At 69.7% G+C, this 12,503-nt stretch carries 11 protein-coding genes; all 11 read left to right on the top strand.

The features are described from left to right. Positions 1-6 precede the first annotated feature (6 nt). The 11 genes from OG302_RS08150 (at position 7) to ispG (ending at position 12,488) form a co-directional block, all read left to right on the top strand. Positions 7-852, top strand: coding sequence for a glycosyltransferase (locus OG302_RS08150; protein ID WP_361830425.1), 846 nt, complete (start codon positions 7-9; stop codon positions 850-852). A gap of 95 nt (positions 853-947) precedes the next feature. Then, a complete protein-coding gene (locus OG302_RS08145; protein WP_371526136.1) occupies positions 948-1,886 on the top strand; it encodes an ABC transporter permease in 939 nt (312 codons plus the stop codon). Further along, positions 1,879-2,685 (top strand): ABC transporter ATP-binding protein, encoded by an 807-nt coding sequence (locus tag OG302_RS08140; protein WP_371526135.1) that lies wholly within the window; start codon positions 1,879-1,881, stop codon positions 2,683-2,685. The genes OG302_RS08145 and OG302_RS08140 overlap by 8 nt, the downstream gene beginning before the upstream one ends. Positions 2,686-3,020: 335 nt before the next feature. Then, complete coding sequence (gene hpnC / locus OG302_RS08135; protein ID WP_371526134.1) at positions 3,021-3,917, top strand: squalene synthase HpnC; 897 nt, start codon at positions 3,021-3,023, stop codon at positions 3,915-3,917. Continuing rightward, positions 3,914-4,864, top strand: a complete 951-nt coding sequence (gene hpnD, locus OG302_RS08130) for a presqualene diphosphate synthase HpnD (protein ID WP_371526133.1) — start codon at positions 3,914-3,916, stop codon at positions 4,862-4,864. The genes hpnC and hpnD overlap by 4 nt, the downstream gene beginning before the upstream one ends. A 109-nt stretch (positions 4,865-4,973) precedes the next feature. Beyond that, on the top strand, positions 4,974-6,386 hold the full coding sequence (gene hpnE / locus OG302_RS08125; protein ID WP_371526132.1) for a hydroxysqualene dehydroxylase HpnE: 1,413 nt from the start codon (positions 4,974-4,976) through the stop codon (positions 6,384-6,386). Further along, a complete protein-coding gene (locus OG302_RS08120; protein WP_371526131.1) occupies positions 6,383-7,513 on the top strand; it encodes a polyprenyl synthetase family protein in 1,131 nt (376 codons plus the stop codon). The genes hpnE and OG302_RS08120 overlap by 4 nt, the downstream gene beginning before the upstream one ends. A gap of 131 nt (positions 7,514-7,644) precedes the next feature. Continuing rightward, the gene (shc, locus tag OG302_RS08115; protein ID WP_371526130.1) at positions 7,645-9,639 is read left to right on the top strand and encodes a squalene--hopene cyclase; all 1,995 of its coding nucleotides are present in this window, start codon (positions 7,645-7,647) and stop codon (positions 9,637-9,639) included. After that, positions 9,639-10,289 (top strand): 1-hydroxy-2-methyl-2-butenyl 4-diphosphate reductase, encoded by a 651-nt coding sequence (locus OG302_RS08110; RefSeq protein ID WP_371526129.1) that lies wholly within the window; start codon positions 9,639-9,641, stop codon positions 10,287-10,289. The genes shc and OG302_RS08110 overlap by 1 nt, the downstream gene beginning before the upstream one ends. Positions 10,290-10,294: 5 nt before the next feature. Then, positions 10,295-11,317, top strand: coding sequence for an adenosyl-hopene transferase HpnH (gene hpnH / locus OG302_RS08105; RefSeq protein ID WP_361829837.1), 1,023 nt, complete (start codon positions 10,295-10,297; stop codon positions 11,315-11,317). A 4-nt stretch (positions 11,318-11,321) separates the two neighbouring features. Continuing rightward, the gene (gene ispG, locus OG302_RS08100; RefSeq protein ID WP_361829835.1) at positions 11,322-12,488 is read left to right on the top strand and encodes a flavodoxin-dependent (E)-4-hydroxy-3-methylbut-2-enyl-diphosphate synthase; all 1,167 of its coding nucleotides are present in this window, start codon (positions 11,322-11,324) and stop codon (positions 12,486-12,488) included. Positions 12,489-12,503 lie beyond the last annotated feature (15 nt).

The raw sequence follows: 12,503 nt of genomic DNA, 5'->3' as shown, positions 1-12,503 counted from the left end.
ATCACCATGGGCAACCGGCCGCAGGAGCTGCGCGCCCTCCTCGACTCGGTCGCCAAGCAGGACGGCGACCCGGTCGAGGTGGTCGTCGTCGGCAACGGCGCCCCCGTGCCGGACGTCCCCGAGGGCGTACGGACCGTCGAGCTGCCCGAGAACCTCGGCATCCCCGGCGGCCGCAACGTCGGCATCGAGGCCTTCGGCCCCGGCGGCACCGACGTCGACATCCTGCTGTTCCTGGACGACGACGGACTCCTGGCCAACATGGACACGGCCCAGCTGTGCCGCGAGGCCTTCGCCGCCGACCCGAAGCTCGGCATCATCAGCTTCCGCATCGCCGACCCGGACACGGGGGAGACCCAGCGCCGCCACGTCCCGCGCCTGCGCGCGGCCGACCCGATGCGCTCATCCCGGGTGACGACCTTCCTCGGCGGCGCCAATGCCGTCCGTACGCAGGTCATGGCGGAGGTCGGCGGTCTGCCCGACGAGTTCTTCTACGCCCACGAGGAGACCGACCTCGCCTGGCGTGCCCTGAACGCGGGCTGGATGATCGACTACCGCGCCGACATGGTGCTCTTCCACCCCACCACCGCCCCCTCGCGGCACGCGGTGTACCACCGGATGGTCGCCCGCAACCGCGTCTGGCTCGCCCGCCGCAACCTGCCCGCACTCCTGGTCCCGGTCTACCTCGGCGTGTGGATGCTCCTGACCCTGGCCAGGAAGCCTTCCGGCCCCGCGCTCAAGGCCTGGTTCGGCGGCTTCAAGGAGGGCTGGACGACGCCCTGCGGACCGCGCAAACCGATGAAGTGGCGTACGGTGTGGCGCCTGACCCGACTGGGCCGACCTCCTGTCATCTGACAAGCTCGGGTCTGAGAACATCTGGGCCATACCCCGGTCCCTGGCCCATGCCTACGCCCGACCGGCTGCGCATCTGAAGACGAAAGTTTCCACTCGTGAGTGAGACAACGCATGACGGCGGAGTCGCGGTGACAGCATCCCCGTCGACTCCGTCGCCCGATGACGGGCTCTCCCGCGCCGAGCTCGCCGCCAAGTACGGTCTGACCGTCAGCGGCGCACGGCCCGGACTTTTCGAGTACGTCCACCAGCTCTGGGGACGGCGCCACTTCATCCTCGCCTTCTCGCAGGCGAAGCTGACCGCCCAGTACAGCCAGGCCAAGCTCGGCCAGCTGTGGCAGGTGGCGACGCCGCTCCTCAACGCGCTCGTCTACTTCCTGATCTTCGGCCTGATCCTGAAGGCGGACCGGGGCTTCGACCGCGAGGTCTACATTCCGTTCCTGGTCACGGGTGTCTTCGTCTTCACCTTCACGCAGTCCTCGGTGATGGCGGGCGTCCGGTCGATCTCGGGGAACCTCGGCCTGGTGCGCGCCCTACACTTCCCGAGGGCCTCGCTGCCGATCTCCTTCTCGCTCCAGCAGCTCCAGCAGCTGCTGTTCTCGATGATCGTGCTGTTCCTCATCACGATCGGCTTCGGCAGCTACCCCAAGCTGTCGTGGCTGCTGATCTTCCCGGTCCTCGCCCTGCAGTTCCTGTTCAACACGGGCCTCGCGATGATCATGGCGCGGCTCGGCAGCAAGACCCCTGACCTCGCCCAGCTGATGCCGTTCGTGATGCGTACCTGGATGTACGCGTCCGGCGTGATGTTCTCCATCCCGGTCATGCTCAAGGGCAGGCCGGAGTGGATCGCGGACATCCTGCAGTGGAACCCCGCGGCCATCTACATGGACCTGATGCGCTTCGCGCTCATCGACGGGTACGGCAACGAGTACCTCCCGAACCACGTCTGGGCGGTCGCGGCCGGCTGGGCCGTACTCGTCGCCGTCGGCGGCTTCGTGTACTTCTGGAAGGCTGAGGAGCGTTACGGCCGTGGCTGAAGAAGACAAGATCACCGACGAGATCTCCGACGTGACGAAGGGGCACGTCCCCACCGTCATCGCCGACGAGCTGCACATCGTCTACCGCGTGAACGGTGCGAAGACGGGCAAGGGCAGCGCCACCTCCGCCCTGAGCCGCATGTTCAAGCGCGGCGAGGAGCGGGGCGTGCGCAAGGTGCACGCCGTGCGCGGCGTCAGCTTCACCTCCTACCGCGGCGAGGCCATCGGCCTGATCGGCTCGAACGGCTCCGGCAAGTCGACCCTGCTGCGTGCCATCGCGGGCCTGCTCCCCGCCGAGAAGGGCAAGGTCTACACCGACGGCCAGCCCTCGCTGCTCGGCGTGAACGCGGCCCTGATGAACGACCTGACGGGCGAGCGCAACGTCATACTCGGCGGGCTCGCGATGGGCATGACACGCGAGCAGATCAAGGAGCGCTACCAGGACATCGTCGACTTCTCGGGCATCAACGAGAAGGGCGACTTCATCACCCTGCCGATGCGCACCTACTCGTCGGGCATGGCGGCCCGCCTGCGCTTCTCCATCGCTGCCGCCAAGGATCACGACGTACTGATGATCGACGAGGCGCTCGCCACGGGTGACCGGAAGTTCCAGAAGCGCTCCGAGGCCCGCATCCGCGAGCTCCGCAAGGAGGCCGGCACGGTCTTCCTGGTCAGCCACAACAACAAGTCCATCCGTGACACCTGTGACCGCGTGCTGTGGCTCGAACGCGGTGAGCTGCGCATGGACGGGCCGACCGACGAGGTCATCAAGGAGTACGAGAAGTTCACGGGCAAGTAGCTCGACCCGTACACCCGAACGAGTCAGGGCCCCGCCGGAGTCAACCCGGCGGGGCCCTGCCGCGTCCTGAATCCCGACTGCCCCGTTGGTTGCCTCAAGTCCCTCTGGCCCAGGGAAGATTGACGCCAATCGGTGTGTTGTTGTGATGCGCGGAACACCCCGACGATGCAGGCGGCGTTGTACAACGTAAGCTGTACCGGTGCTGATTCGCGGCAAGTGGGGCGATATCGCGCGGCGCCCCGGCTCATGACACGGTCCGTCTCGCGGAGGGCCGGGCGGCGTGTCCGAAATGGGATGTATTGGGTCGGCAGTGTAGAACGGGAGATGTGACGGCAATGGCTTCGGATGATCTCCAGCTGCGCGACGCATCCGCCGTCCTCGCGAAGGCCGCGGACGAGAACTTCCCCGTGGCGCCCTTCTTCCTGCCCCGCGCCTGGCGCGACGACCTCATGGCCGTGTACGGCTACGCCCGCCTGGTGGACGACATCGGTGACGGCGACCTGGCCCCAGGTGGCGCCGACGCCCGCTACCTCGGCGTGGACCCCGAGGCCGCCGACGACCGGCTCGCCCTCCTGGACGCCTTCGAGGCCGACCTGCACCGGGTCTTCGACTCCACCCCGATGCACCCCTTGATGCGCGCGCTCCAGCCCACCGTGCACCGCTGCGGCCTCACGCCCGAGCCCTTTCTCGGCCTGATCGAGGCCAACCGCCAGGATCAGCTCGTCGCACGCTATGAGACGTACGGCGACCTCCTCGCCTACTGCGAGCTGTCAGCGAACCCCGTGGGCCGGCTCGTCCTCGGCATCACCGGCACCGCGACGCCGGAGCGGATCCGCCGCTCGGACGCGGTGTGCACCGCCCTCCAGATCGTCGAGCACCTGCAGGACGTCGCCGAGGACCTGGGCCGCGACCGCATCTACCTGCCCGCCGAGGACATGAAGCGGTTCCATGTCCAGGAGCGGGATCTGGCCGCACCGACAGCAGGCGCGTCGGTGCGCGCACTGGTTGCATATGAAGCAGAACGCGCCCGCTGCCTCCTGAATGAAGGCACCCCCCTGGTGGGTAGCGTCCACGGCAGGCTGAAGGTGCTGCTTGCAGGTTTCGTGGCTGGGGGGAGGGCGGCGGTCTCCGCGATCGTCGCCGCCGGATACGACGTACTTCCTGGACCGCCCAAACCCACCAAGCCGCGCTTGCTGCGCGAGGTGGGGGCGGTTCTGCGAGGAGAGGGGTGAGCCGGACCGTGGAGTCAGGCCCGAACGTGTCCGCGCCGGTACTCGCCGCATACAGCTATTGCGAGGCCGTCACCGGGCAGCAGGCACGCAATTTCGCCTATGGCATCAGGCTGCTTCCGATGCCCAAGCGCCGCGCGATGTCGGCGCTCTACGCCCTCTCGCGGCGCGTGGACGACATCGGTGACGGCGCGCTCCCGCCGGACGTCAAGGCCGAGCGCCTCGACGACACCCGGGCCCTGCTCGCCCGGATCCGCGCGGGCAACGTGGACGAGGACGACACCGACCCCGTGGCGGTCGCGCTCGCGCACGCCGCGGACCACTTCCCCATCCCGCTCGGCGGGCTCGACGAACTCATCGACGGGGTCCTGATGGACGTCCGCGGCGAGACATACGAGATCTGGGAGGACCTCAAGGTCTACTGCCGGTGCGTGGCGGGGGCCATCGGACGGCTCTCGCTGGGCGTGTTCGGCACCGAGCGGGGGGCGCTCAATGCCGAGCGCGCGCCGGAGTATGCCGACACGCTCGGCCTAGCGCTCCAACTCACCAACATCCTCCGCGACGTTCGCGAGGACGCGGAGGACGGCCGTACGTATCTGCCCGCCGACGACCTCGCCAAGTTCGGCTGCTCGGCCGGGTTCTCGGGCTCGCAGCCGCCCGCCGGGTCCGATTTCGCCGGGCTCGTGCACTTCGAGGTGCGCAGGGCGCGGGCGCTGTTCGCCGAGGGATACCGGCTGCTGCCCATGCTGGACCGGCGCAGCGGCGCCTGCGTCGCCGCCATGGCTGGCATCTACCGGCGTCTCCTCGACCGCATCGAGCGGGAGCCGGAGGCGGTCCTGCGGGGCCGTGTCTCGCTGCCGGGCCGCGAAAAGGCGTATGTCGCCGTGCGCGGTCTCTCCGGTCTCGATGCGCGCACCATCTCCCGGCAGACCGTCAGGAGGCGTACGTGAGGGGCATCCGAGGCGAATGCGCTGAACGTAGGGCGACCTCCGGCAACCGGCGGGCAACCCTCCGCTCCGCCCCGGCGTCCCAGACTGCAACCGCCCAGGGGGAAAGTGCATGACGAACGACGACACGCGATCGGCCGCGGAGGCCGAGGACGCCGCGGGCCGCGGGGCCGCCGTGGTGGTCGGCGGCGGGCTCGCCGGCATCACCGCGGCGCTGTCCCTCGCCGACGCGGGGCTGCGCGTGACGCTGCTCGAAGGGCGACCGCGCCTCGGCGGGCTCGCCTTCTCCTTCAAACGCGGCGAGCTGACCGTCGACAACGGCCAGCACGTCTATCTGCGCTGCTGCACCGCCTACCGCTGGTTCCTCGACCGCGTCGACGGAGCGGCCCTCGCGCCCCTGCAGGAACGTCTCGACGTGCCCGTACTCGACGCCGACCGGAACCGGCTCGGACGCCTTCGCCGCACCGCGCTGCCCGTGCCGCTGCACCTGGCCGCGAGCCTCGCCACGTATCCCCATCTGTCGCTCGCGGAGCGCGCCAACGTGGGGCGTGCCGCGCTCGCCCTCAAGGGGCTCGACCCGGCAGACCCCAAGCTGGACGGCCAGGACTTCGGCAGCTGGCTGACCGCGCACGGTCAGTCGGCGCGCGCCGTCGAGGCCCTGTGGGACCTGGTCGGGGTGGCCACGCTGAACGCCGTCGCGGGGGACTCCTCGCTGGGGCTCGCCGCGATGGTCTTCAAGACCGGGCTGCTCTCGGAACCGGGCGCCGCCGACATCGGCTGGGCCCATGTGCCCCTCGGTGATCTCCATGACACGCTCGCCCGCAAGGCGCTCGACTCCGCGGGCGTGCGAACCGAACTGAGGACACGAGTCACCTCCATCTCCCGTACCGACAACGGGGGTTGGAAGGTCGAAGTTCCCGGCGAGGAGTTCGAGGCCCAGACCGTCGTGCTCGCCGTGCCGCAGCACGAGACCCACGACCTGCTCCCGGACGGCGCCCTCGACGAGCCCGACCGGCTGCTCGACATCGACACCGCGCCGATCCTCAACATCCACGTCGTCTACGACCGCAAGGTGCTCAAGCGGCCCTTCTTCGCGGCCATCGGCTCACCCGTGCAGTGGGTCTTCGACCGGACCGAGGCCTCCGGACTCACCGAGGGGCAGTACGTCGCGCTGTCCCAGTCCGCGGCCCAGGACGAGATCGACGCGCCCGTCGCCGCGCTGCGCGAGCGCTATCTGCCGGAGCTGGAGCGGCTGCTGCCCGCCGCGCACGGCGCCGGAGTACGGGACTTCTTCGTGACTCGGGAGCGCACCGCGACGTTCGCGCCGACTCCCGGTGTGGGCCGGCTGCGGCCCGGTGCTCGCACCAAGGCTCCCGGCCTGTACCTGGCCGGGGCGTGGACCGCCACCGGGTGGCCCGCGACCATGGAGAGCGCCGTCCGCAGTGGCATCAGTGCCGCCGGGGCCGCTCTCTCCGCACTCGACCGCCCACGTGATCACCTCTTCGACGTCGAGGAGGCCGCGTGAAGCCAGCCCTTCTGGGGTCAGGTCCCCAGGAAGCCAGCATTGGAACAAGAGGAGAGACTGTGCCGACTGTGCCCTCGGCCGAACCGGCTGCCGACACGGTGGACGTGACCTCACTGCTCGAGCGCGGAAGGACGCTGGCCACCCCGGTGCTGAGGTCCGCCGTGGACCGCCTCGCACCGCCCATGGACACCGTCGCCGCCTACCACTTCGGCTGGATCGACGCCGAGGGCAACCCGTCGGACGGCGACGGCGGCAAGGCCGTGCGCCCCGCCCTCGCCCTGCTCTCCGCGGAGGCCGCGGGCGCCGCTCCCGAGGTCGGCGTACCGGGAGCGGTCGCCGTGGAACTGGTGCACAACTTCTCGTTGCTGCACGACGACCTGATGGACGGCGACGAGCAGCGCCGCCACCGCGACACGGTGTGGAAGGTGCACGGCCCGGCCCAGGCCATCCTCGTCGGCGACGCCCTCTTCGCGCTCGCCAACGAGATCCTCCTGGAGATCGGCACCGTCGAGGCGGGCCGCGCCACGCGCCGCCTGACCACCGCCACCCGTGCCCTGATCGACGGCCAGGCGCAGGACATCTCCTACGAGCACCGCGAGCGGGTCACCGTCGAGGAGTGCCTGGAGATGGAGGGCAACAAGACCGGCGCCCTGCTCGCCTGCGCGGTCTCCATCGGCGCGGTCCTCGGCGGCGCCGACGACCACACCGCCGACGTCCTGGAGAAGTACGGCTACCACCTCGGCCTCGCTTTCCAGGCCGTGGACGATCTGCTCGGCATCTGGGGCGACCCGGAGGCCACCGGCAAGCAGACCTGGAGCGACCTGCGCCAGCGCAAGAAGTCACTGCCCGTCGTGGCCGCGCTCGCCGCGGGCGGGCCCGCATCCGAGCAGCTCGGCGAGCTGCTCGCGGCCGACGCCAAGAGCAATGACTTCGACAGCTTCTCCGAGGAGGAGTTCGCCGCGCGCGCCGCCCTGATCGAGCAGGCGGGCGGCCGTGAGTGGACCGCCGAGGAGGCCCGGCGCCAGCACACCATCGCGATCGAGGCGCTCGACACCATCCAGATGCCGGACCGGGTGCGGGCTCAGCTCGTCGCGCTCGCCGATTTCGTCGTCGTACGAAAGAGATGATCACTATCGAGCGCATATGCGGGCCCTCTGGGGGATAGCCCCCAGACTCCCAGGCAGTCGCCGGCCGGCGCCCAGCGCGTCGGCCGACGGCGGACCCACAGCAGAGAAGACGACTGCACGAAGGGGAAGCCATGACAGCGACGACCGACGGAAGCACCGGAGCGGTGACGCCCCGCGCAACCTCGGCCAGCCAGCCACTCGACCAGGCCGTCACGACGGCAGGGCCACGTGACGCCGCCGCGCGCGCCATACAACGCTCCACCGAATTCCTGCTCGCGCAGCAGGACGCCCAGGGCTGGTGGAAGGGCGACCTCGAGACGAACGTGACGATGGACGCCGAGGACCTGCTGCTCCGTCAGTTCCTGGGCATCCGCGACGAGAAGACCACGCGGGCCGCCGCGCTCTTCATCCGCGGCGAGCAGCGTGACGACGGCACGTGGGCCACCTTCTTCGGCGGCCCCGGCGAACTCTCCACCACCGTCGAGGCGTACGTCGCGCTGCGTCTGGCGGGCGACGCCCCCGACGCCCCGCACATGGCGAAGGCCTCCGCCTGGATCCGCGACCAGGGCGGCATCGCCGCGAGCCGCGTCTTCACCCGCATCTGGCTCGCCCTGTTCGGCTGGTGGAAATGGGACGACCTCCCCGAACTCCCGCCGGAGCTCATCTACTTCCCCAAGTGGCTGCCCCTCAACATCTACGACTTCGGGTGCTGGGCCCGGCAGACGATCGTGCCGCTCACGGTCGTCTCCGCCAAGCGTCCCGTCCGGCCCGCGCCCTTCCCCCTTGACGAGCTGCACAGCGATGCGCGCGTGCCGAACCCCGGCAAACCCCTTGCTTCCGTAGGGAGTTGGGACGGCGTCTTCCAGCGGCTCGACAAGGCGCTGCACCTCTACCGCAAGGTCGCCCCGCGCAAGGTGCGCAAGGCCGCGATGAACAGCGCCGCCCGCTGGATCATCGAACGCCAGGAGAACGACGGCTGCTGGGGCGGCATCCAGCCACCCGCCGTCTACTCCGTGATCGCGCTGCACCTGCTCGGCTACGACCTGGAGCACCCGGTCCTCAAGGCGGGCCTCGCGTCCCTCGACCGGTTCGCCGTCTGGCGCGAGGACGGTGCCCGGATGATCGAGGCGTGCCAGTCGCCGGTCTGGGACACCTGCCTGGCGACCATCGCACTCGCGGACGCGGGCGTGCCCGCGGACCATCCGCAGCTCATCAAGGCGGCGGACTGGATGCTCGCCGAAGAGATCGCACGGCCAGGCGACTGGTCCGTCCGCCGACCCCAACTCCCCCCGGGCGGCTGGGCGTTCGAGTTCCACAATGACAACTACCCCGACATCGACGACACCGCCGAGGTCATCCTCGCGCTGCGCCGGGTGGACCACCCGGACCGTGCGCGCATGGAGAACGCCATCAGCCGCGGGGTGCGCTGGACCCTGGGCATGCAGTCCAAGAACAACGCCTGGGCCGCCTTCGACGCCGACAACACCAGCCCGTTCCCCAACCGGCTGCCCTTCTGCGACTTCGGCGAGGTCATCGACCCACCGTCGGCCGACGTCACCGGGCATGTCGTCGAGATGCTCGCCGTCGAGGGCAAGGCTCACGACCCGCGCACCCGGCGCGGCATCGAGTGGCTGCTCGCCGAACAGGAGCCGGACGGTTCCTGGCTGGGCCGCTGGGGCGTCAACTACGTATACGGGACAGGGTCCGTGGTGCCCGCGCTCACCGCGGCGGGCCTGCCGGGCTCGCACCCGGCACTGCGCCGCGCCGTCGGCTGGCTGGAATCGGTGCAGAACGACGACGGAGGCTGGGGCGAGGACCTGCGCTCCTACCGCTACGAGGAATGGCGCGGCCAGGGCGTCTCCACCGCGTCGCAGACGGCCTGGGCGCTGCTCGCGCTGCTCGCCGCCGGGGAGCGGGACTCCAAGGCCGCGGAGCGGGGCGTCGCCTGGCTCGCCGAGACCCAGCGGGACGACGGCTCCTGGGACGAGCCGTACTTCACCGGCACCGGCTTCCCCTGGGACTTCTCCATCAATTACCACCTCTACCGGCAGGTGTTCCCGCTCACCGCACTCGGCCGGTACGTCAACGGGGAGCCGTTCGCGGGCCTCGCCGCCAAGGGGGGCTGATGGGCCGGACCCCGGCCGTGCCGGACCCCGCACCGCTGCTGATCGCCTGCGCGCTCGGCATCGAGCACCTCGCCCTGCGCACGGGCGACCGCGGAGGCGCACACGGGCGGGCCACCCTGCTCCGTACGGGCATGGGCCCCAAGAACGCCGAGCGGGCCGTCACCGGCGCGCTCGGCAAGGAACCGCTGCGCCACGCCGCCGTCGTGGCCACCGGCTTCTGTGCCGGGCTCGCCCCCGGCATGCACCCCGGCGACCTGATCGTCGCCGACGAGACACGCGACGCACACGGCCGCACGACCTGCGTCGGAACCGATCTGCTGGTCAAGGAGCTGATGCGGGCCGTGCCCGGCCGCACCGTGCACACCGGCCCGCTCACCGGTTCCGACCATGTCGTCCGCGGCCACGAGCGCACCGCCCTGCTCGCCACGGGCGCGATCGCGGTGGACATGGAGTCCGCCACGACGCTGCACAGCGCGCTGCGGGCGGGAGACCGGCCGGTTGCCGCCGTCCGGGTGGTCGTGGACGCCCCACAGCACGAACTCGTCCGCATCGGCACGGTGCGCGGTGGAATATCGGCTTTCCGTGTTCTTCGTGCCGTGCTTCCTGCATTTTTCGAATGGCACCGTTCTTCTTTGCTCCCTCGGAGGTGAGCCAGATGGCCATGCCGCTGCGCCAGACCGTCAAGGTCGCGACGTATCTCTTTGAACAGAAGCTGCGCAAGCGGGAGAAGTTCCCGCTGATCGTGGAGTTGGAGCCGCTCTTCGCATGCAACCTCGCGTGCGAGGGATGCGGCAAGATCCAGCACCCCGCCGGGGTGCTCAAGCAGCGCATGCCGGTGGCCCAGGCCGTGGGTGCCGTGCTCGAATCCGGTGCGCCGATGGTGTCCATCGCCGGCGGTGAGCCGCTGATGCACCCTCACATGGACGAGATCGTCCGCCAGTTGGTCGCCAAGAAGAAGTACGTCTTCCTGTGCACCAATGCGATGCTGCTGCGCAAGAAGCTGGAGAAGTTCACGCCTTCGCCGTACTTCGCGTTCGCCGTGCACATCGACGGAATGCGGGAGCGGCACGACGAATCCGTCGCGAAGGAGGGCGTGTTCGACGAGGCGGTGGCGGCCATCAAGGAGGCCAAGAAGCGCGGTTTCCGCGTCACCACCAACTCGACCTTCTTCAGCAACGACACCCCGCAGAACATCATCGAGGTCCTCAACTACCTCAATGATGAGCTGCAGGTCGACGAGATGATGCTGTCGCCCGCCTACGCCTACGAGAAGGCGCCGGACCAGGAGCACTTCCTGGGCGTCGAGCAGACCCGCGAACTCTTCAAGAAGGCCTTCGCGGGCGGCAACAGGAGGCGCTGGCGCCTGAACCACTCGCCGCTCTTCCTGGACTTCCTGGAGGGCAAGGCGGACTTCCCTTGCACCGCGTGGGCGATCCCGAACTACTCGCTCTTCGGCTGGCAGCGCCCCTGCTACCTGATGAGCGACGGGTACGTCCCCACGTACAAGGAGCTCATCGAGGAGACCGACTGGAGCAAGTACGGCCGCGGCAAGGACCCGCGGTGCGCCAACTGCATGGCGCACTGCGGCTACGAGCCGACCGCCGTCCTCGCCACCATGGGCTCCCTCAAGGAGTCCATCCGCGCCGCCCGTGAAACGGTCTCCGGAAACCGCGGGTGACGTCATGACCCCTGGAACGCCTGTGGCACTGGGCCTTCCTGAGCTGCCGGTCCGGCCGATCTCGGAGCGCCGCCTCTCGCGGCGCATCGAGGTCGGGCCGGTGGCCGTGGGGGGTGGTGCACCGGTCTCGGTGCAGTCGATGACGACGACGCGTACGTCCGACATCGGGGGGACGCTGCAGCAGATCGCCGAACTCACTGCGTCCGGCTGCCAGATCGTTCGGGTGGCGTGTCCGACGCAGGACGACGCGGACGCCCTCGCGACGATCGCGCGGAAGTCGCAGATCCCGGTGATCGCCGACATCCACTTCCAGCCGAAGTACGTGTTCGCGGCGATCGACGCCGGGTGCGCGGCCGTGCGCGTGAATCCCGGCAACATCAAGCAGTTCGACGACAAGGTGCGCGAGATCGCGCGGGCCGCGAACGACGCCGGTACGCCGATCCGCATCGGCGTGAACGCGGGTTCGTTGGACGCACGCCTTCTGAAGAAGTACGGGAAGGCCACCCCGGAGGCTCTGGTCGAGTCGGCGCTGTGGGAGGCGTCGCTCTTCGAGGAGCACGGCTTCCGGGACATCAAGATCTCGGTGAAGCACAACGACCCGGTGGTCATGGTCAACGCCTACCGCCAGCTGGCCGCGGCCTGTGACTATCCACTGCACCTCGGCGTGACGGAGGCGGGGCCCGCGTTCCAGGGCACGATCAAGTCGGCGGTGGCCTTCGGGGCGCTGCTGAGCGAGGGCATCGGCGACACCATCCGGGTCTCGCTGTCCGCGCCGCCCGCCGAGGAGGTCAAGGTCGGCATCCAGATCCTGGAGTCGCTCGGCCTGCGCGAACGCCGCCTGGAGATCGTCTCCTGCCCGTCCTGCGGGCGGGCCCAGGTGGACGTGTACAAGCTGGCCGACGAGGTGACGGCGGGTCTGGACGGCATGGAGGTGCCGCTGCGGGTCGCGGTCATGGGGTGCGTCGTGAACGGGCCGGGGGAGGCCCGTGAGGCGGATCTGGGCGTCGCGTCCGGCAACGGCAAGGGTCAGATCTTCGTGAAGGGCGAGGTCATCAAGACCGTCCCCGAGTCGAAGATCGTGGAGACCCTCATCGAAGAGGCGATGAAGATCGCCGCACAGATGCAGGACGACGGCGTCACCTCAGGGGTGCCCGACGTCACCGTGAGCTGAGTTCAACCAGAGAGG

This window comes from Streptomyces sp. NBC_01283 (assembly GCF_041435335.1).
Classification (GTDB): Bacteria; Actinomycetota; Actinomycetes; order Streptomycetales; family Streptomycetaceae; genus Streptomyces.
Note: the sequence above shows the minus strand (reverse complement) of the source record. Positions and strands in the feature narration are given on the sequence as shown.

What these genes read in the sequence shown, in the direction of transcription:
- OG302_RS08150 (WP_361830425.1), top strand. Translation starts at nt 7, where the DNA reads ATGGGCAACCGGCCGCAGGAGCTGCGCGCCCTCCTCGACTCGGTCGCC.
- hpnC (WP_371526134.1), top strand. Translation starts at nt 3,021, where the DNA reads ATGGCTTCGGATGATCTCCAGCTGCGCGACGCATCCGCCGTCCTCGCG.
- hpnE (WP_371526132.1), top strand. Translation starts at nt 4,974, where the DNA reads ATGACGAACGACGACACGCGATCGGCCGCGGAGGCCGAGGACGCCGCG.
- shc (WP_371526130.1), top strand. Translation starts at nt 7,645, where the DNA reads ATGACAGCGACGACCGACGGAAGCACCGGAGCGGTGACGCCCCGCGCA.
- OG302_RS08110 (WP_371526129.1), top strand. Translation starts at nt 9,639, where the DNA reads ATGGGCCGGACCCCGGCCGTGCCGGACCCCGCACCGCTGCTGATCGCC.
- hpnH (WP_361829837.1), top strand. Translation starts at nt 10,295, where the DNA reads ATGGCCATGCCGCTGCGCCAGACCGTCAAGGTCGCGACGTATCTCTTT.
- ispG (WP_361829835.1), top strand. Translation starts at nt 11,322, where the DNA reads ATGACCCCTGGAACGCCTGTGGCACTGGGCCTTCCTGAGCTGCCGGTC.